This window comes from Pseudomonas sp. CH61, assembly GCF_059429415.1.
The window spans coordinates 4040845-4058860 of record NZ_CM182098.1 but is presented as its reverse complement, the minus strand read 5'-3'; the positions used below and the strand labels follow the sequence as shown (position 1 = coordinate 4058860).

17 protein-coding genes are annotated in these 18016 nt (G+C 60.2%); 9 read left to right on the top strand and 8 right to left on the bottom strand.

Annotated features, from left to right (window positions below):
* Positions 1-67: 67 nt before the first annotated feature.
* On the top strand, positions 68-742 hold the full coding sequence (locus AC5SEM_RS18195; protein WP_160059065.1) for a DNA-3-methyladenine glycosylase I: 675 nt from the start codon (positions 68-70) through the stop codon (positions 740-742).
* Between the two features lie 90 nt (positions 743-832).
* Here the strand turns inward: AC5SEM_RS18195 and AC5SEM_RS18190 are convergent, their stop codons facing one another.
* The 3 genes from AC5SEM_RS18190 to arsC are packed head-to-tail and all read right to left on the bottom strand — an operon-like array spanning position 833 to position 2206.
* Positions 833-1258, bottom strand: coding sequence for a DUF2069 domain-containing protein (locus AC5SEM_RS18190; RefSeq protein ID WP_077574125.1), 426 nt, complete (start codon positions 1256-1258; stop codon positions 833-835).
* Position 1259: 1 nt separating this feature from the next.
* Positions 1260-1856, bottom strand: coding sequence for an NAD(P)H:quinone oxidoreductase (wrbA, locus tag AC5SEM_RS18185; RefSeq protein WP_495470967.1), 597 nt, complete (start codon positions 1854-1856; stop codon positions 1260-1262).
* Positions 1853-2206: an arsenate reductase (glutaredoxin) gene (gene arsC / locus AC5SEM_RS18180; protein WP_495470966.1), complete on the bottom strand. Its 354-nt coding sequence runs from the start codon at positions 2204-2206 to the stop codon at positions 1853-1855. Before arsC ends, wrbA begins: the two co-directional genes overlap by 4 nt.
* 113 nt (positions 2207-2319) lie before the next feature.
* Between arsC and AC5SEM_RS18175 the strand changes: the two genes are divergently transcribed.
* Entirely contained in the window at positions 2320-2787 is a 468-nt protein-coding gene (locus tag AC5SEM_RS18175) for a TlpA disulfide reductase family protein (protein WP_322844454.1), read from the top strand.
* A 381-nt stretch (positions 2788-3168) separates the two neighbouring features.
* Here the strand turns inward: AC5SEM_RS18175 and AC5SEM_RS18170 are convergent, their stop codons facing one another.
* Positions 3169-3573, bottom strand: coding sequence for an META domain-containing protein (locus AC5SEM_RS18170; protein ID WP_454565325.1), 405 nt, complete (start codon positions 3571-3573; stop codon positions 3169-3171).
* Positions 3573-4007: a hypothetical protein gene (locus AC5SEM_RS18165; protein ID WP_077574120.1), complete on the bottom strand. Its 435-nt coding sequence runs from the start codon at positions 4005-4007 to the stop codon at positions 3573-3575. The genes AC5SEM_RS18170 and AC5SEM_RS18165 overlap by 1 nt, the downstream gene beginning before the upstream one ends.
* A 133-nt stretch (positions 4008-4140) precedes the next feature.
* Between AC5SEM_RS18165 and AC5SEM_RS18160 the strand changes: the two genes are divergently transcribed.
* The gene (locus tag AC5SEM_RS18160; protein ID WP_116033234.1) at positions 4141-4593 is read left to right on the top strand and encodes a hypothetical protein; all 453 of its coding nucleotides are present in this window, start codon (positions 4141-4143) and stop codon (positions 4591-4593) included.
* Positions 4594-4605: 12 nt separating this feature from the next.
* Here the strand turns inward: AC5SEM_RS18160 and AC5SEM_RS18155 are convergent, their stop codons facing one another.
* Positions 4606-5595 (bottom strand): 2-hydroxyacid dehydrogenase, encoded by a 990-nt coding sequence (locus AC5SEM_RS18155; protein ID WP_495470965.1) that lies wholly within the window; start codon positions 5593-5595, stop codon positions 4606-4608.
* Positions 5596-5677: 82 nt separating this feature from the next.
* Positions 5678-8431 (bottom strand): response regulator, encoded by a 2754-nt coding sequence (locus AC5SEM_RS18150; RefSeq protein ID WP_077574147.1) that lies wholly within the window; start codon positions 8429-8431, stop codon positions 5678-5680.
* A 219-nt stretch (positions 8432-8650) separates the two neighbouring features.
* On the opposite strand from AC5SEM_RS18150, the gene AC5SEM_RS18145 reads away from it, so the two are divergent.
* On the top strand, positions 8651-9373 hold the full coding sequence (locus AC5SEM_RS18145; RefSeq protein ID WP_116033229.1) for a response regulator transcription factor: 723 nt from the start codon (positions 8651-8653) through the stop codon (positions 9371-9373).
* Positions 9360-10784: a sensor histidine kinase gene (locus AC5SEM_RS18140; protein WP_495470964.1), complete on the top strand. Its 1425-nt coding sequence runs from the start codon at positions 9360-9362 to the stop codon at positions 10782-10784. Before AC5SEM_RS18145 ends, AC5SEM_RS18140 begins: the two co-directional genes overlap by 14 nt.
* An 87-nt stretch (positions 10785-10871) precedes the next feature.
* Here AC5SEM_RS18140 and AC5SEM_RS18135 read toward each other — a convergent pair whose 3' ends face one another.
* Positions 10872-11819: an IS110 family RNA-guided transposase gene (locus AC5SEM_RS18135; protein WP_495470963.1), complete on the bottom strand. Its 948-nt coding sequence runs from the start codon at positions 11817-11819 to the stop codon at positions 10872-10874.
* A 590-nt stretch (positions 11820-12409) separates the two neighbouring features.
* On the opposite strand from AC5SEM_RS18135, the gene cysM reads away from it, so the two are divergent.
* The 4 genes from cysM (at position 12410) to mazG (ending at position 17993) form a co-directional block, all read left to right on the top strand.
* The gene (cysM, locus tag AC5SEM_RS18130) at positions 12410-13312 is read left to right on the top strand and encodes a cysteine synthase CysM (RefSeq protein ID WP_495473479.1); all 903 of its coding nucleotides are present in this window, start codon (positions 12410-12412) and stop codon (positions 13310-13312) included.
* Complete coding sequence (rlmD, locus tag AC5SEM_RS18125) at positions 13312-14688, top strand: 23S rRNA (uracil(1939)-C(5))-methyltransferase RlmD (RefSeq protein ID WP_495470962.1); 1377 nt, start codon at positions 13312-13314, stop codon at positions 14686-14688. The genes cysM and rlmD overlap by 1 nt, the downstream gene beginning before the upstream one ends.
* A gap of 101 nt (positions 14689-14789) precedes the next feature.
* Positions 14790-17033 carry a GTP diphosphokinase gene (gene relA / locus AC5SEM_RS18120; protein WP_077574114.1) on the top strand — a complete coding sequence of 748 codons (2244 nt, stop codon included), beginning with the start codon at positions 14790-14792 and terminating at the stop codon, positions 17031-17033.
* A 126-nt stretch (positions 17034-17159) separates the two neighbouring features.
* On the top strand, positions 17160-17993 hold the full coding sequence (mazG, locus tag AC5SEM_RS18115; protein ID WP_116033253.1) for a nucleoside triphosphate pyrophosphohydrolase: 834 nt from the start codon (positions 17160-17162) through the stop codon (positions 17991-17993).
* Positions 17994-18016: the final 23 nt, after the last annotated feature.

Genomic DNA, 18016 nt, shown 5'->3' with positions numbered 1-18016 from the left:
AGACTCCCACTTCGCGAGCAGGCTCGCTCCCACATTGGTTTCTTCGCTTCATTCAATAGGAGAGGGCATGCGCGATTACAAGTGGCTGCACGAATACTGTCTGAACCGCTTCGGTTCGGCGGCTGAACTGGAAGCCCATCTGCCCGTTCCCAAGACCCCGGCGCAACTGCGCAAGATCAGCGACGACCGCTACCTCTCGACCATGGCCCTGCGCGTATTTCGTGCCGGCCTCAAGCACAGTCTGGTCGACGCCAAGTGGCCGGCCTTTGAGGAAGTGTTCTTCAAGTTCGACCCGGAAAAAGTTGTGTTGATGAGCGCCGAACATCTCGAGCGCCTGATGCAGGATGCGCGGATCATCCGTCATCTCGGCAAACTGAAAAGCGTGCCGCGCAATGCGCAGTTCATTCTCGATGTGGAGAAGGAGAAGGGCAGTTTCGGTGCGCTGATTGCCGACTGGCCGGTGACCGATATCGTCGGGCTGTGGACGTACTTGAAAAAGCACGGTCATCAACTGGGCGGGCTGTCGGCGCCACGCTTTTTGCGCATGGTCGGCAAGGATACGTTTGTGCCGAGCTATGACGTGGTCGCGGCGCTGAATGCACAGAAGATCGTCGACAAGGCGCCGACCAGTCTGCGCGATCTGGCGATTGTGCAGGATGTGTTCAATCAGTGGCATGAGCAGAGTGGTGGGCGGCCGATGAGCCAGATTTCGATGATGCTCGCGTACACCGTTAACCATTGAGACCGAGTCGCCCCATTCGCGAGCAGGCTCGCTCCCACAGTTTGGAATGCTTTCCCCTGTGGGAGCGAGCCTGCTCGCGAAGGCGTCCGTTTAGGCGACGGAGATTTCGCCTTCACCAGCCAGTTTGCGATTCAACTGATACCGCCACCGCACATACAACAGCGCCGAGCAGAACACCGCCAGGCTCGCGACCATTTCCAGCACACCAAACAACTGGCGGTTCGGGTCATACGCCGCCAGTGCGCCTTTGATGAAATACAGATTCACCACAAAACACATCCACGAATGCCCACGGGCGCTGCCCATGATCATCGCCGGGGCTAGGACGATCCACGGGATCAGTTCGACCAGCAGAATCACCCACGGCCGCGCGCCGTGCAGGTCGGCGAACAGCAAGTAGTAGGCCGCCAGCAAGCCGGCGAGGGCAAAAAAGCTCAGCAGACTGACAACCCGCATCGCTTTCACCCGTGGCTCAAGCCACTCGACACTCGGCAGAATCTTCGGCTTCTTCGCCATCTCAGCCCTCCAGTTTCTGAGCGGTTTTAGCCAGCCGCAGACCCAGCGCGCGACACAGCGCCACTTCATGCTGATCGAGGCCTTTTTTACCGTCAGCCCCAGCGTGATGACTGGCACCGTAAGGCGTACCGCCGCCCTGGGTTTCCAGCAAAGCCGACTCGCTGTACGGCAGGCCGGTGATGAGCATGCCGTGGTGCAGCAGCGGCAGCATCATCGACAGCAGCGTGGTTTCCTGACCGCCGTGCAGGCTGGCGGTGGAGGTGAACACGCCGGCCGGTTTGCCGACGAGGGCGCCGGTCAGCCACAGGTTACTGGTGCCGTCGAGGAAGTATTTCAGCGGTGCGGCCATGTTGCCGAAACGCGTCGGGCTGCCAAGTGCCAGGCCGGCGCAATTCTTCAGGTCATCGAGCGTGGCATACAGCGCGCCTTCGTCCGGGATGTCCGAAGCCACGGCTTCGCATTCGGTGGAAATCGCTGGCACCGTACGCAAGCGCGCTTCGAGACCCGCCTGTTCGACACCGCGGGCAATTTGCCGGGCCATCTCGTTGGTCGAGCCGTTGCGGCTGTAATACAGCACCAGAATGTACGGCGCGCTCACGGCAACAACTCCAGGATATTTTCCGGCGGACGACCGATGATGGCTTTGTCACCCGATTCAAGAATCGGCCGCTCCATCAGTTTTGGATGCTGGGCGATGGCGTCGATCAATTGCGCTTCGCTGAGGCTTTCGTCAGCCAGTTGAAGCATTTTGTATTCATCTTCCCCGGTGCGCAGCAACTGGCGTGCGCTGATCCCGAGCTTGCCGAGCAGGGCCTTGATTTGCGCCGCGTTCAAAGGGGTTTCGAGGTAACGCACGACGTTCGGGGTCAGGCCGCGGGCTTCAAGAAGTTCCAGCGCGCCGCGGGATTTCGAGCAGCGCGGATTGTGATAAAGCGTCAGATCGGTCATGGCGGGTCGCTTCTGGCGTAAAGTGGCGGCTATTCTAACTGTGCAGCGCGCAATCCAGAACCTTCGGAGGCAATGGGTCGCAGGCGCCTTCAAATTTTCACAAGGAACACGACATGACACGGCGATTGGCAGCGGCATTGACGGTAATCGGGGCGTTGATGCTGGGGGGCTGCGGCAATGATTACGGTATCGACCAGAACGGTCAGAAGGTAGCGTCGGAGCGTCTGGACAAACAATGGGTGGTGCTCAACTACTGGGCCGAATGGTGCGGCCCGTGCCGGACTGAAATCCCGGAACTCAACCATTTGGCTGATGAGCTCAAGAGCAAGAACGTCGGCGTGTTCGGGGTCAACTTCGACAATGTGCAGGGCGTGGAACTGAAAGACGCCAGCGAGAAGCTCGGCATCAAGTTCACCGTGCTGGCGCAGGATCCGGCGGAGTTGTTCGAGTTGCCACGCAGTGAGGCACTGCCGGTGACGTACATCATCGACAACAAGGGCAAGGTGCGTGAGCAGTTGATGGGGGAGCAGACGGCGGCGGGGGTGATGGCCAAGCTTGAGGCGTTGCAGGCGACCCAGTAACGTCAAAAGCCCCTCACCCCAGCCCTCTCCCACGGGGAGAGGGGGCTGACCGAGGTGTCTGGCGAGTTACATCGACCTGAGAGATCGAGTCGATTGTAGATTCGCCAAAGCAAGATCAGGTCGATTATGGGGTCGCCAAAGCAAAATCCGGTCGATTATGGATTCGGCATAGGCCTTTCAGGTCGGCGTAGCTTCCCAATATCCCCCAATCAGTGCCCTCTCCCCCTGGGAGAGGGCTAGGGTGAGGGCATTGGCCGACTCACCGACCTAAAAGACCCAGTCGATTATGGATTCGATGAAGACCTTTCAGGTCGGCGTAGCTCCCCAATACCCCCCAATCAGTCCCCTCTCCCTCTGGGAGAGGGTTAGGGTGAGGGCTTTTTAGCCTTCTTCCAGCCACCAACGCAAGGGCTTGCCTTCAGCCGGCCAGAAGCGCATCTGCTCGATCGGCGAGATGTCCCAGCGCTCGACATGTTCCAGCGCCTGCAGAAAGCGTTGTTCCTGTTCCATCAGCGCTGGTGCACAGAGCTTGCGGGTCTTGCCGATCTTGCCGAAGGTCAGCTTGTCACCGTCCAGCGTATACGGCGCGAACCAATGGTTGCAGCCACCGTTGCCGTAAGCGCGGCCATCATCGCCCAGGGTCACGGTCAGATGGCTGTAATCCATCAACGGCCGCTCGCCGATCCACTCCAGAATGTAGCTGCGGTTCTGTTGCAGTTGCACTGGCTCCGCAGCGCACCCCACCAGACCCACACCGACCAACGCGGTCAGGGCAAAGCGTTTCATCACGCAGGCTCCTGGCATTTCGGGCACAGGTGCTTGTCGCCAAAGGCTTTCCAGCCCAGCTCGGCGATGCGCGCGGTGGCAGCCGGTTTCTCGGCGGCTTTGCCGAGTTTGGCGTCCACGGCGAATTCGAAACTCAGCTCTTTGGCGCAGCTGTCGCAGTTGACCTGCCAGGTGTGGATCGCCAGTTCACCGAACACCGGGCCGGTGGTCATCGCGGTCCATTGGCCCGGCGGATTGATCAGGTGGCGGACGGTTTCAACGGTCAGGCGCATGGACAAGTCCTTGCTGCCTTTGAGGGTGACCAACAGCGCGTCACCGATGCGAATCGAGCCACCATTGCCGGTGACCTGATAGCGGCCCGGAACAAGGGCGCGGCATTCGGTGAGGGTGTGTTGCGGGTTCATCAGGGTGTAGCGGAAATCGTGTTCGACCATGGGTCCTCCAAATATGCGCGACATGCTAGCACGGGCTTGATTGCAGAATGATGCGCGCGTGTGACCTTCGATCAGGTTCAATTGAGGCGACGCTCATGGCAAACTGCCGGCCTCGACTCTGAAGGAACGGAACATGGCGCTGATCGAATGTTATGAATGCAAGAAGAGCATCAGCTCCGAAGCCAACGCGTGCATTCATTGTGGGGCTCCAATGGCGGAGCAAGCAGTACACGCGCAGACCGCAGCCGCGCCAGTACAGGCTGCAACAATCTCGTTTGGCAGCCTGCCGCGTAACAAGGCTGTGCCCGAAGTCAGTGCTCCAGCGCCTGAACCGCAACCTTTACCGAAAGTCATGCCGGCCGCCGCGCGGCGTCGGCGCCAGCAGCCAACCGAGCAACCGGCCACTGAGCAGGCCAATGCCGACGGCAGTCGCCCGGTGGAAGGTTGGCTGAAGATCATGATCTTCCTGTTGCCGATGTTTTTCGTCTGGTTCCTGCTGCGCAACGGCCACTCGATGAAACAGCGCTTTTTTGGCTTCGCCTGGCTGGCGTTGCTGATTCTGGCGTCCTCGCTTTCACCTAAGTAAGCTGAAAAGCGCTCAGCCCTCGACCTGGTTCTGTGGCGTTCCCGCCGCCCAGGTCGCGATGTTGTGCAGGGTGGTTGCGGCAATCGCCCCCAGTGCTTCACGCGTCAAAAAGGCCTGATGCGCAGTAATGATCACGTTGGGAAAGGTCAGCAAGCGCGCCAGCACATCGTCCTGCAAGGGCAGGTCGGAACGATCCTCGAAAAACAGTTGCGCCTCTTCTTCATAGACATCCAGCCCCAGATAGCCGAGCTGGCCGTCCTTCAATGCATCGATCAGTGCCGGGGTGTCCACCAGTCCACCGCGACCGGTATTGATCAGCATGGCGCCGGCCTGCATGTGCGCCAGTGAATCGCGGTTGATCAGGTGTTTGCTCTGCTCGTTGAGCGGGCAGTGCAGGCTGATGATCCGCGACTGCGCGAGCAGTTCCGGCAGGCTCAGATAACGCGCACCCAACGCCAGAACATCCGGGTTCGGAAAGGGGTCGTAGGCGAGCAGCTCACAACCGAAGCCGTGCATGATTTTCGCGAAGGTCGCGCCGATCTGCCCGGTGCCGACAATCCCCACCGTTTTGCCGACCAGATCGAAACCGGTCAGGCCGTGCAGGCTGAAATCGCCTTCACGGGTGCGGTTGTAGGCGCGGTGCAGACGGCGGTTGAGGGCGAGGATCAGCGCCACGGCATGTTCGGCCACCGCGTGCGGCGAGTAGGCCGGCACGCGCACCACGGCCAGTCCGAGACGTTTCGCTGCGGCCAGATCGACATGGTTGTAACCCGCCGATCGCAGGGCAATCAGGCGTGTGCCGCCAGCGGCCAGACGCTCGAGCACCGGCGCGCTGAGGTCATCATTGATGAAGGCGCAGACCACTTCATGTTTGTCGGCCAGGGCCGCCGTATCGAGGCTGAGTCGCGCTGGTTGAAAGTGCAGCTCGATAGCCGCCGGGCAATCGGCGGCGAGGAAGCTGTCGCGGTCATAGGTTTGGCTACTGAAAACGAGCGTGCGCATGAAATCCTCCTTGAGCATCGACACGGATTGAATCACCCGAACCCACTTTAGCGCTGCCGGTGTCGGCCGGCATTGCCGTGGATCAGGCGCTGATCTTCGCTTGCGCCGCCAGCCGGTTGATTGCGCGCTCCAGTTCTTCCAGCGCTGCTACGGCCTTCGGGTCGTCCTGCTTGAGCAGGGTTTCGCTGCGCTGACAGGCCGCGCGCAATTGCGGTACGCCGCAATAACGGGTGGCACCGTGCAGGCGATGGACACGTTCGATCAAGGCGTTCTGGTCGCGGTTTTCGCACGCCGTACGAATGGCTTCGCGGTCGGCTTCCAGTGAGGCGAGCAGCATGGCCAGCATGTCCGCCGCCAGATCTGCCTTGCCAGCGGCCAGACGCAAACCTTCCTCGTGATCGAGCACTGGCAGTTCATTGTTGCCCGCCGTACTGTCGCTGATGCGCTCCGGTCCTTGATTGCGCAAGGCCAGGCCGGTCCATTTCAGCACCACTTGCGCCAGTTGCCGCTCGCTGATCGGTTTGGTCAGGTAGTCGTCCATGCCGCTTTGCAGCAGCGCGCGTTTTTCGTTGGCCATGGCGTGGGCGGTGAGCGCGACAATCGGCAGCGGCGTGCAATGCCGCTCGCTTTCCCACTGGCGAATGGTTTCGGTGCTTTGGCGACCGTCCATGCCCGGCATCTGCACGTCCATCAGCACCAGATCGAAGGACTCGCTCTGCACCGCTTTGACCGCCGCGTAGCCGCTTTCCACGGCGAGCACCTTGGCGCCCATGTCTTCGAGCAGGGTTTGCACCAGCAGCAGGTTGGCCGGGTTGTCGTCGACACAGAGCACTTTCGGTGCCCGGCTCGACAGCGGTTCGCCCGGCTCATTGCGCGGCTGGCGCGGGTTGACCAGATCGGCCAAGGCGCGGCGCAATTTGCGTGTGCAGGCCGGTTTCGCTTGCAGTTGACTATGTGGATTGGGCACCGACAAATGGAACAGCGTCTGTTCGGTGGTCGGGCACAGCACCAGCACTTTGCAGCCGAGGTGTTCGAGGTCCCAGATGTGCTGATTCAAACGCTCGGGCAGCATGTCGTTGCTGGTGATACCGATGACTGCCAGATCAATCGCCTGATCGGTCTGGTGGGCACCGGTGACACCATTGGTCAAGGTTTCGAGCGTGTTGAATGGCGTGACATCGAGGCCACAGTCTTCCAGTTGATGCTGCAAGGCCTGCCGCGCCAGTTCGTGACTCTCCAGCACCGCCACGCGGCGCCCGAGCAACGGCGCAGCCGGCAAGTCTTCGGCGTCGTCGCGGGTCTTGGGCAGGCTCAGGCTGATCCAGAATTCCGAGCCTTCGCCCGGGGTACTGTCGACGCCGATTTCGCCGCCCATCTGTTCGATCAGGCGTTTGGAAATCACCAGCCCCAGACCGGTGCCACCCGGTTGCCGCGACAGCGAGTTGTCGGCCTGACTGAACGCCTGGAACAACGCGCGCACGTCCTGGTTCGACAAACCGATGCCGGTGTCCTGAATGCTGATGCGCAGTTGCACGCTGTCTTCTTGTTCATCTTCAAGCATCGCTCGGGCGACGATGGTGCCTTCGCGGGTGAACTTGATCGCGTTACTCACCAGGTTGGTGAGGATCTGCTTCAGACGCAGCGGGTCACCGACCAGCGACAGCGGCGTGTCGCGATAGACCAGACTGACCAGCTCCAGCTGTTTGGCGTGCGCGGCCGGGGCGAGGATGGTCAGAGTGTCCTGCAGCAGGTCGCGCAGGTTGAACGGAATATGGTCGAGCACCAGTTTGCCGGCTTCGATTTTCGAGAAGTCGAGGATCTCGTTGATGATCCCCAGCAGGCTGTCGGCGGATTTTTCGATGGTGCCCAGATAGTCGAGCTGACGCGGGGTCAGTTCGCTTTTCTGCAACAGATGGGTGAAACCGAGAATGCCGTTGAGCGGCGTGCGGATCTCGTGACTCATGTTGGCGAGGAATTCGGATTTGATCCGACTGGCTTCCAGCGCCTCTTTGCGCGCCAGGTCCAGTTCAATGTTCTGGATCTCGATGGTTTCCAGATTCTGGCGCACGTCTTCGGTGGCCTGATCGACACTGTGCTGGAGTTCTTCGCGGGCGTTTTGCAGGGTGCCGGCCATGCGGTTGATGCCCGACGCCAGCTCATCCAGTTCCTGACTGCCGAGCGGCGGTAAACGCGTTTCCAGATGGCCGTCCTTGAGCTGCGCGACGGCTTGTTTGATCTGGCTCAGCGGGCGGTTGATGGTGCGGCCCATGCGCAATGCCAAGAGCGCCGCGCCCGCCAGACCGGCGGCAATCAGCAGCAGGCTGGCAAACAAGCTGCGATAACCGCGCAGCAGCATGCCGTTGTGCGACAGTTCCAATTCGACCCAGCCGAGCAAACGCTCGGACTCTTCCGGGATCAGTTCGCCAGCGAGATTGCGATGCTTGCCGAATACCGGCATCAGATAACGCGTCGCGTCATTGCCGCTGCGCCGTTGCAAATGCGCGCTGTCGCCGCTCGGCGCCTGATTGAGCATGGTCGGGCCGGCGTGGGCCAGCGGTGAGCGGTCCGGGGCGAGGAAGGTCACCGCGCGCACATCCGGTTGTTCAAGGGACTGCGTGGCAATGCGCTCCAGCAGATCGCTGTTGCCGTGACCCATGGCGGGGGCCACCAGCGGCGCCAGTTGCTCGGCGATCATCTCGCCGCGCTGCATCAATTGGCTCTGCAAGTCGGACTGCTGCGTCCAGGTGAAATAACCACCCAGCACCAGCGCCATCAGGCTGGTCGGCAACAAGGTCAGCAACAACACGCGACCTTTGATTCCCAGTTTCTTGAGCACGCCTATCTCCTGCATCCCGCTGATCTGTTGACTCATGCGTGCATCCGGCACGCGGCATGGGCGCAGTGTAGCGATTTGCTCGCAGGCAATCTCCGGAAAAATGCTGTCAGGGTGGGTCAGGGCGCCGGTGCTCGTTTGTCAGAAAGGGCAGCCTTGTGTTGCCCGTTGCCCGGCAATCTTGAATAATCGCGCTCAACTGAGAATTACTTGCAGATACTCATGACTCCTGTTTCCGTCGGCCAGCCACGCATTCTTTCCATCGAAGACGATCCGGTTCTCGGCGCCTATGTTCACGAACATCTGGGCCGCAGCGGCTTTCAGGTGACCTGGTGCCAGAATGGCCAGGAGGGCCTGAGCATCGCCACACGCCAGCCGTTCGACGTGGTGCTGATGGATATCCTGTTGCCGGGCATGGACGGTTTGCAGGTGTTGACGCAATTGCGCCAGAGCCATTCGACGCCGGTGCTGCTGATGTCGGCCCTCGGTGCCGAGGCGGATCGCATCAGCGGTTTCCGTCTGGGCGCCGATGACTATTTGCCCAAACCCTTCAGCATGGCCGAGTTGCATGTGCGCATCGAAGCGATCCTGCGTCGGGTTGCGCTGGATCGGCGCCCGGCCGCGCCTGCGATGCCCGTAGCCGCCGGTACGCTGAGGTTCGATGACGAACAGTGCGATGTGTTTTTTCGCGAGCAACCCGCCGGTCTGACCCGCAGCGAATTCCGCTTGCTGGAAACCCTCAACCGCAATGATGAGGAAGTGCTGAGCAAAGCCTTCCTTTATCAGCACGTTCTGCAGCGCGGCTACGCGGCGCACGACCGCAGTCTCGACATGCACATCAGCCAGATCCGCCGCAAACTCAAAGCCATCGGTTACACCGAGCGTGAAGTGCGCACCGTGTGGGGCAAGGGTTACGTCTTGAGCGCCGCCGATGAAACGCTCTGAACTGCCGGGGCGGCATTCGTTGTTCTGGAAACTGGCGTTTCTGCTGGTCGCATTTTGTCTGCTGATGATCTGGCTGAGCTGGTCGTGGGGTCGTTATATGGAGGAGCGCAACCAGTTCCTCTCCGACGAGGCACGCGGCACGCTCAGCCGTTATGCCGCGCAAGCGGAACAGGCGTGGCAGCACGGCGGCCGCAGCGGGGTCGATGACTGGTTGCAGAGCATGGAGTTGCGTGAAGCCAGCTGGGTCGGCGTCATCGGCGGCAACTTGCAGTCGCTGAGCAGCGATCCGCTGAATGAGCAGGAGATCCAGCATCTGACTTTCCTGCGTGGTCTCGACTGGCCGATTCACAAACAGAACCGGCCGTGGCTGCGCATACCTTTTCCCAAAGAACCGGCCGCCGGCAGCCTGGTGATCGAGCTACCCGAGCGTTTCCTGCCGGGCAAATATCGGCTGTTCTGGCGCGTTATCACTAATGGCGTGATTCCCGGTCTGTTCACCTTGTTGCTGTGCGTCGGTCTCTATCGCCTGTTGGTTGTGCCACTGAACAACCTGCGCGAACAGGCCAATGCCTGGCGCGCCGATCAATTGAATGTGCGCCTGTCGAGCGGCATCACCCAGCGCCCGGATGAACTTGGAGAGCTGGCGCGAGCGTTCGACTCGATGTCAGAGCGCCTGCAATCGACCGTGGCTCTGCAACAGCAATTGCTGCGTGATCTGTCCCACGAATTGCGCACGCCGTTGAGCCGCTTGCGCGTGGCCAGCGAAAGTGAACAGGGTCTGGTGCAACTGCGCGAGCGCATCGGTCGTGAAGTCGACGGTATGCAGCGTCTGGTCGAGGAAACCCTGCAACTGGCCTGGCTCGATACCGACCGTACGCCACTGCCTGACGAGGCGATTCAGATCCAGGCCCTGTGGGAAATGCTCACGGATAACGCCTGCTACGAAAGCGGCTGGCCGAGTTTGCAGTTGCAGTGCGCGGTCGAAGCGTCGTGCTGGGTGCGGGGCAATCTGAACACGCTGGCGCAGGCGCTGGAGAACATTCTGCGTAACGCCATTCGGCATTCGCCACCGGGCGGGATCGTACGACTGGATGGACGGCGCGATGGCGATTTCTGGCATCTGTGGCTGGAAGATCAGGGCGGCGGCGTAGCGGAAGGGGATCTGGAGCGGATCTTCTCACCGTTCACCCGGCTGGATGGCTCGCGGCCTGGGGACGGTGGATTTGGCTTGGGGCTGAGCATCGCGCGCAATGCCGTGCAGCGTCAGGGCGGAAGTATTTGGGCGGAGAATGGCGGGGTGGGGTTGCGGTTGAATTTGCGGTTGCTGGCGGATGATTGTGTTGCGCCGTCTGACGCTTTCGCGAGCAGGCTCGCTCCCACATTGGAGCTCGGTTCGCCGCAGATTGTGTGATCAACAGCTAATAGGGTCATCACTGCTGACACTATTCTGCGAATGACACTACTCCCTGTGGGAGATTCTATGGTTCATGCCTAGCCCCTAAACGGCTTTAGTTGAGTATTCGCTCTGGTTTTTCAACAGAGCAAATACCACCCGAGCAAGCTTGCGGGCTAGTGCGACCAGTGCTTGGGTAGTGCTCAATCCGCGCGCTCTCAAAGCCTCATAAAACCCTTTCCACGCCGAGGTCCGGCTCGCCGCCATTGCAGCGTTGTGCAGCAACCGACGCGCCTCTGAGTCGCCTCGTTTGGTCAGGCAGCGACGGCCTTTCTTTTTGCCTGAGTCAGATATGCGCAGATCCAGGCCTAGAAAGGCGATGAAAGCGTCGGCATTCCTGAAATCCCCACGCTGAAAGGATGCGAGCAAGCGGGCGCCGGTCAACGTACCGATGCCTTCTACCTTCATGCAACGCTTGAGCTGAGCGCCTAAACCGGCTTCGTCTATCTGCGTCAGGATCGTTTTCTCCAGCAGGATTTCCAGTCTTTGCATGGCGTTTATCTGATTTTTGAAAGCGGTTTTGAGCAACGGCTCATTCTCCCAACTCTGCTTGAGGCTGACACGAGCCTGGACCAGAGCCGCACGGCGCCGGAAAAGACTGATGAGCCGGCAATACAAGGGCGACGGCGGTGTCCAAGGGTGTAAGTGGTCCCCTTCGTTTGTCAGATAACGGGCCAGTAATCGGGCATCCAGCGCATCAGTTTTAGCGCGAACGTTCACGCCTTTGCGGTAATGGCTGAGCTCATAACCGCCAACCATATAGATCACGCAACCATTGGCATACGCCAGATCAGCAAATTCCTGGTGATAGATATTGGTGGCTTCGATGGCGATTGCCACTGGCTTGGCTACAGTTTTGAGCCATTTTTTGATTGCTGCTTTGGTGTTAGAGATTGTCTCGAGCTGATCTGATTCGGCGCAATAAATCACCAGTTCGTCCTTGGCGACATCAACCCCGATGATCGACTGAGTAGTAACGACGGGCATTGCCATGAGAAATCCTCCGGGCTAAGGTTTGAACACTTGAAGGGTTCACCCAGAGGCGCAGGCTTGTTCCTATCGTCGGTCTAGGCCAGATGCATTCTTTATCGGCGCTTGGGTGAAAGGAGGAGGGTGAAATCTCCCACGGTCTGTACTGCGCTAACAGTCAGAATCGAGCCTTGTCCCTCCTCCTCCCTTCAAGTCCTACCATACAAGCGAGCCTGCTCGCGAAGAGTCTCTGCGCATCACCACCAATGAAAATGGCTCAACACAAAAGTCGCACCACTGGTGCGACTTTTATCGCTTACTCCCATCCCATAGGGAGTGTGTTTTACCCGCAGATTGTTTGAGCAATACAAGACAGTGTCAGCACTGCTGACATTATTAATAGAGCAACACGGGTCACTGTGGGAGCTGGCTTGCCAGCGATGAGGCCATTTGCATCACCGCAAAAAAAGATGACCCAGCGTAAAAGTCTCACCAGTGGTGAGACTATTGCTGCTTATTCCCATAAACCATAAGCACCGCACTTTGCGTGATATGGCCTGCGCGGGTTTGCCGGTATGATAGGCGCCCCCGCACGTCTGGATTGCGAATACGCCATGACCCTGCAGTACCCAACCATCGCCGATTGCGTCGGCAACACTCCGCTGGTGCGTTTGCAGCGCCTGCCCGGTGCCACCAGCAACACCCTTTTGCTCAAGCTCGAAGGGAATAACCCGGCGGGTTCGGTCAAGGACCGTCCGGCGTTGTCGATGATCACTCGCGCCGAGTTGCGCGGGCACATCCACGCCGGCGATACGCTGATCGAAGCAACCTCGGGCAACACCGGCATCGCGCTGGCCATGGCCGCTGCGATCAAGGGTTACAAGATGATCCTGATCATGCCGGACAACTCCAGCGCCGAGCGCAAAGCGGCAATGACCGCGTACGGTGCCGAGCTGATTCTGGTCAGCCAGGAAGACGGCATGGAAGGCGCGCGCGATCTGGCGCAGCGTATGGAAGCCGAAGGCCGTGGCAAGGTGCTCGATCAGTTCGCCAACGGCGATAATCCTGAAGCGCATTACACCACCACCGGCCCGGAAATCTGGCGTCAGACCCAGGGCACCATCACCCATTTCGTCAGTTCGATGGGCACCACCGGTACCATCATGGGCGTGTCGCGCTACTTGAAAGAGCAGAGCGACAGCGTGCAGATCGTCGGTCTGCAGCCGATGGAAGGCTCGGCCATTCCCGGCATCCGCCGCTGGCCGCAGGAATACCTGCCGAAGATCTATCAGGCTGACCGCGTTGACCGCATCGTCGACATGGCGCAAAGCGAGGCCGAAGACGTCACCCGGCGTCTGGCCCGCGAGGAAGGCATCTTCTGCGGCGTGTCCTCAGGCGGTGCGGTGGCAGCGATGCTGCGCCTGTCCAAAGAAGTTGAAAACGCGGTGATCGTCGCGATCATCTGCGACCGTGGCGACCGTTATCTGTCGACCGGCATTTTCGACGCGCCCAACTGATGGCCAAGCACGAGAGAGGCCTGCGCTTCCAGCCCACGGGTGGCAGCAAGGCCGCGCAAATTCCGACCGGTAAAAAGCAGCGCTTGAGCATCGAGCGCCTGGCCAATGACGGTCGCGGTATCGCGTTTTTCGAAGGCAAAACCTGGTTCGTCCTCGGCGCGCTTGCCGGTGAAGAGGTCGAAGCGCGGGTGCTCGGCGCCCACGGCAAAGTGGTCGAGGCGCGCACCGAGCGCGTGTTCAAGGCCAGCGAATTGCGTCGCCCGGCACCGTGCCAGCACGCCGGCCGTTGCGGCGGTTGCAGCGTTCAGCATTTGCCCCATGACGAACAACTCGCCCTGAAACAGCGCATGCTCGCCGAGCAATTGTCGCGCGTTGCCGGTGTCGAACCTGAAGAATGGGCAGCACCGCTGACCGGTCCCGAATTCGGCTATCGCCGTCGCGCCCGGATCGCGGTGCGCTGGGACATGAAGGCGAAGAAACTCGAAGTCGGTTTCCGTGCCGCCGGCAGTCAGGACATTGTCGCGATCAGCGAATGTCCGGTGCTGGTACAGCCCTTGCAACCGATCATGACCCGTTTGCCGGAGATGCTTCGTCGCTTGAGCAAACCGCAAGCGCTGGGTCACGTCGAGTTGTTCAGTGGTTCGTCGCTGGCGGTATTGCTGCGGCACATGGCGCCGTTGTCCGAAGCGGATCTGAACATCCTCAAGGACTTCTGCCAGTTCCATCAAGCGCAGTTGTGGCTGCATGGCGAAGGTGAGCCACAACCGGTGGATGCGACTCAGTCGCTGGGCTATCGCCTGGAACAGTGGAATCTGGATCTGGCGTACCGGCCGGGCGACTTTATCCAGGTCAACGCCGGCGTCAACGAAGCGATGGTGTCGCAGGCGCTGGACTGGTTGAAACCTGGCAGCGACGAGCGCGTGCTGGATCTGTTCTGCGGCCTGGGCAACTTTGCTTTGCCGCTGGCCAAAGCCGTGCGCGAAGTGGTGGCAGTTGAAGGCGTGCAGACCATGGTCGATCGCGCCGAAGCCAACGCCGCTAGTAACAATTTGCATAACACAAAGTTTTTTCAAGCCGATTTATCCCAGCCTTTGACCGATGCCCAGTGGATCGGAAACGGCTTTTCTGCGGTACTCTTGGACCCACCGCGTGACGGTGCTTTCGAGGTGGTTCGCAAGCTGGCGACCCTGGGTGCCAAACGGTTGGTGTATGTGTCGTGCAACCCTGCAACTCTGGCGCGCGACACGGTCGAATTGATCAAGCAGGGCTACCGGTTAAAACGTGCCGGGATTCTCGATATGTTTCCTCAGACGGCACATGTCGAGGCCATGGCGTTATTTGAAGCGAGCCAGGATGGCTCGTCTGAATCCGTCTGATCTGTCCGCGCAGCGCTCGCTTTAGCCCCGCGAGCGCAAACGGACAATAAGGATCAGCGATTTGACGCATTGAATCTGCGTCGTAGGGAAGGTAAAGCAAGATGGTACAGGTGAGAGCACACCAGCCGATCAACACTGACGGCAGTATCAATCTCGAGGCTTGGCTCGATCACGCGGTCAGTGTCGATCTGGCACTGGATCGCGAAGCCTTGAAGGAAGCCTGCGAGTTCGCTCGCGAGGCCGAACAACAGTCCAATGCCAGGAAGAATCTGTGGGCCGAAGGCTCCGGCAGTTTCAGTACGGGCCTGGAAATCGCCGAGATTCTCGCCGACCTCAAGCTCGATCAGGATTCGCTGGTCGCAGCGGTCCTGTATCGCGGCGTGCGCGAAGGCCAGATCGAACTCGCGGCGGTCGGCCAGCGCTTCGGCCCGGTGGTGGCCAAACTGATCGACGGCGTGCAGCGCATGGCGGCCATCAGCGCCAGTCTCAGTCCGCGTCAGTCGATGGTCATGGGCACGCAAGGGCAGGTGGAAAACCTGCGCAAAATGCTCGTCGCCATGGTCGATGACGTTCGCGTTGCGCTGATCAAACTGGCCGAACGTACCTGCGCCATTCGCGCGGTGAAAACCGCCGACGACGAAAAGCGTAACCGTGTCGCCCGCGAAGTCTTCGACATCTATGCGCCGCTCGCGCACCGACTCGGCATCGGTCATATCAAATGGGAACTGGAGGACTTGTCCTTCCGTTATCTCGAGCCGGATCAATACAAGCAGATCGCCAAGTTGCTCCACGAGCGACGGCTTGATCGCGAGCGTTTCATCGCCGACGTGATGACCCAGCTCAAGGATGAATTGCAGGCCACCGGCGTCGACGCTGACATCAGCGGCCGGGCCAAACACATCTATTCGATCTGGCGCAAAATGCAGCGCAAGGGTCTGGAATTCAGCCAGATCTACGACGTGCGTGCGGTGCGCGTGCTGGTCCCGGAAATGCGCGACTGCTACACCGCGCTGGGCATCGTCCACACCTTGTGGCGGCACATCCCGAAAGAATTCGACGACTATATCGCCAACCCGAAAGAGAACGGCTACCGCTCGTTGCACACGGCGGTAATCGGCCCTGAGGGTAAAGTGCTTGAGGTGCAGATTCGTACGCACTCGATGCACGAAGAAGCCGAACTCGGCGTCTGCGCACACTGGCGCTACAAGGGCACCGACGTCAAATCCGGCTCGAACCACTACGAAGAGAAAATCTCCTGGCTGCGTCAGGTTCTCGAGTGGCACGAAGAGCTGGGCGATATCGGTGGTCTGGCGGAACAGCTGCGTGTCGATATCGAGCCGGACCGGGTGTACATCTTCACTCCGGACGGTCACGCCATCGACTTGCCGAAAGGTGCGACGCCGCTGGACTTCGCCTACCGCGTGCACACCGAAATCGGTCACAACTGCCGTGGCGCGAAGATCAACGGGCGCATCGTGCCGCTCAACTACAGCCTGCAGACCGGTGAGCAGGTCGAGATCATTACCAGCAAGCACGGCACGCCGAGTCGCGACTGGCTGAACTCCAACCTCGGTTACGTCACCACCTCGCGGGCGCGGGCGAAGATCGTTCACTGGTTCAAGTTGCAGGCGCGCGATCAGAACGTTGCCGCCGGTAAAACCCTGATCGAACGCGAACTGACGCGCCTCGGTCTGCCGGCGGTGGACTTCGACAAGCTGGCCGACAAGGCCAACATGAAAACCGCCGAAGACATGTTCGCCGCCCTCGGTGCTGGCGATTTGCGTCTGGCGCAACTGGTCAACCTCGCGCAGCAACTGGTCGAGCCGGAACGCGGTAACGAGCAACTGGAACTGATTCCGCGCAAAGCCACCGGCTACAAACCGGGCAAGCGTGGCGACATTCAGATCCAGGGCGTCGGCAACCTGATGACGCAGATGGCCGGCTGCTGCCAGCCGCTGCCGGGCGATGCGATTGTCGGCTACATCACTCAGGGCCGTGGCGTGAGCATTCACCGTCAGGACTGTGCCTCGGTGCTGCAACTGGGCGGGCGCGAGCCAGAGCGGATCATCCAGGTCAGCTGGGGCCCGGTGCCGGTGCTCACCTATCCGGTGGACATCGTCATCCGCGCCTACGACCGTTCAGGGCTGCTGCGTGACGTTTCGCAGGTGCTGCTCAACGAGCGCATCAACGTGCTGGCGGTCAACACCCGCTCGAACAAAGAGGACAACACCGCGTTGATGTCGCTGACCATCGAGATCCCGGGTCTGGATGCGCTGGGGCGGTTGCTCGGGCGGATTTCGCAGTTGCCGAATATCATCGAAACGCGGCGTAACCGTACGCCCTGAAGATGACCAATGTAGGAGTGAGCCTGCTCGCGATGAGGGAGTGTCAGTCAACATTAATGGTGGCTGATACACCGCGATCGCGAGCAGGCTCACTCCTACAGGATTTTGTGGTGAGACAGCTAAATGATGTACAGCCTTGAAGACCTGCTCCACCTCATGAGCCGTCTGCGCGATCCGCAGTACGGTTGCCCGTGGGACATCAAGCAAACCTACGCGACCATCGTTCCGCACACCCTCGAAGAAGCCTACGAAGTCGCCGATGCCATCGAGCGCGGCGACTTCGATCATTTGCAGGGCGAGTTGGGCGATCTGCTGTTCCAGGTGGTGTATTACAGCCAGTTGGCCAAGGAAGAAGGGCGCTTCGAATTTGCCGGGGTGATCGACAGCATTACCCGCAAGCTGATCCGTCGTCATCCTCATGTCTTTCCGACTGGCGATCTGTACGCGCCGCTGGATGTTCCGCGCTTGAGCGAAGAACAGGTCAAACAACGCTGGGAAGAGATCAAGGCCGACGAGCGCGCCGAGAAGTCTGCCGCGCCTGAGCAACTGTCACTGCTCGACGATGTGCCAGCCACGCTGCCGGCATTGTCGCGTTCGGCCAAGTTGCAGAAGCGCGCAGGGCAGGTCGGTTTCGACTGGCCAGACGCCTTGCCGGTGCTCGACAAGGTGCGCGAAGAGCTCGATGAAGTCCTCGAAGCCATGTCGGAAAACGATCCCGTTGCCGTGGCCGACGAGATCGGTGACCTGCTGTTTTCCGTGGTCAATCTGGCCCGGCATCTGAAGGTCGATCCGGAAACTGCGCTGCGTGGCGCCAACGGCAAGTTTGAAAGACGTTTCCGATTTATCGAACAGGCATTGCGCGACACCCACCGTCCCATAGAAGATTGCACCCTCGAAGAGTTGGACGCCCTGTGGGGTGAAGCCAAACGTCAGGAAAAGAATGTGCCCGGCTGCGGCTGAGCAACTGCCCAAGTGAGTAAGTC

Excerpts from the sequence above, each read along its gene's own strand:
- AC5SEM_RS18165 (WP_077574120.1), bottom strand. The coding sequence starts at position 4,007 with ATGGTCGAACACGATTTCCGCTACACCCTGATGAACCCGCAACACACC.
- AC5SEM_RS18155 (WP_495470965.1), bottom strand. The coding sequence starts at position 5,595 with ATGCGCACGCTCGTTTTCAGTAGCCAAACCTATGACCGCGACAGCTTC.
- AC5SEM_RS18140 (WP_495470964.1), top strand. The coding sequence starts at position 9,360 with ATGAAACGCTCTGAACTGCCGGGGCGGCATTCGTTGTTCTGGAAACTG.
- AC5SEM_RS18135 (WP_495470963.1), bottom strand. The coding sequence starts at position 11,819 with ATGGCAATGCCCGTCGTTACTACTCAGTCGATCATCGGGGTTGATGTC.
- rlmD (WP_495470962.1), top strand. The coding sequence starts at position 13,312 with ATGGCCAAGCACGAGAGAGGCCTGCGCTTCCAGCCCACGGGTGGCAGC.
- AC5SEM_RS18175 (WP_322844454.1), top strand. The coding sequence starts at position 2,320 with ATGACACGGCGATTGGCAGCGGCATTGACGGTAATCGGGGCGTTGATG.
- AC5SEM_RS18190 (WP_077574125.1), bottom strand. The coding sequence starts at position 1,258 with ATGGCGAAGAAGCCGAAGATTCTGCCGAGTGTCGAGTGGCTTGAGCCA.
- relA (WP_077574114.1), top strand. The coding sequence starts at position 14,790 with ATGGTACAGGTGAGAGCACACCAGCCGATCAACACTGACGGCAGTATC.
- AC5SEM_RS18145 (WP_116033229.1), top strand. The coding sequence starts at position 8,651 with ATGACTCCTGTTTCCGTCGGCCAGCCACGCATTCTTTCCATCGAAGAC.
- cysM (WP_495473479.1), top strand. The coding sequence starts at position 12,410 with ATGACCCTGCAGTACCCAACCATCGCCGATTGCGTCGGCAACACTCCG.
- arsC (WP_495470966.1), bottom strand. The coding sequence starts at position 2,206 with ATGACCGATCTGACGCTTTATCACAATCCGCGCTGCTCGAAATCCCGC.
- mazG (WP_116033253.1), top strand. The coding sequence starts at position 17,160 with ATGTACAGCCTTGAAGACCTGCTCCACCTCATGAGCCGTCTGCGCGAT.
- AC5SEM_RS18170 (WP_454565325.1), bottom strand. The coding sequence starts at position 3,573 with ATGAAACGCTTTGCCCTGACCGCGTTGGTCGGTGTGGGTCTGGTGGGG.
- AC5SEM_RS18160 (WP_116033234.1), top strand. The coding sequence starts at position 4,141 with ATGGCGCTGATCGAATGTTATGAATGCAAGAAGAGCATCAGCTCCGAA.
- AC5SEM_RS18195 (WP_160059065.1), top strand. The coding sequence starts at position 68 with ATGCGCGATTACAAGTGGCTGCACGAATACTGTCTGAACCGCTTCGGT.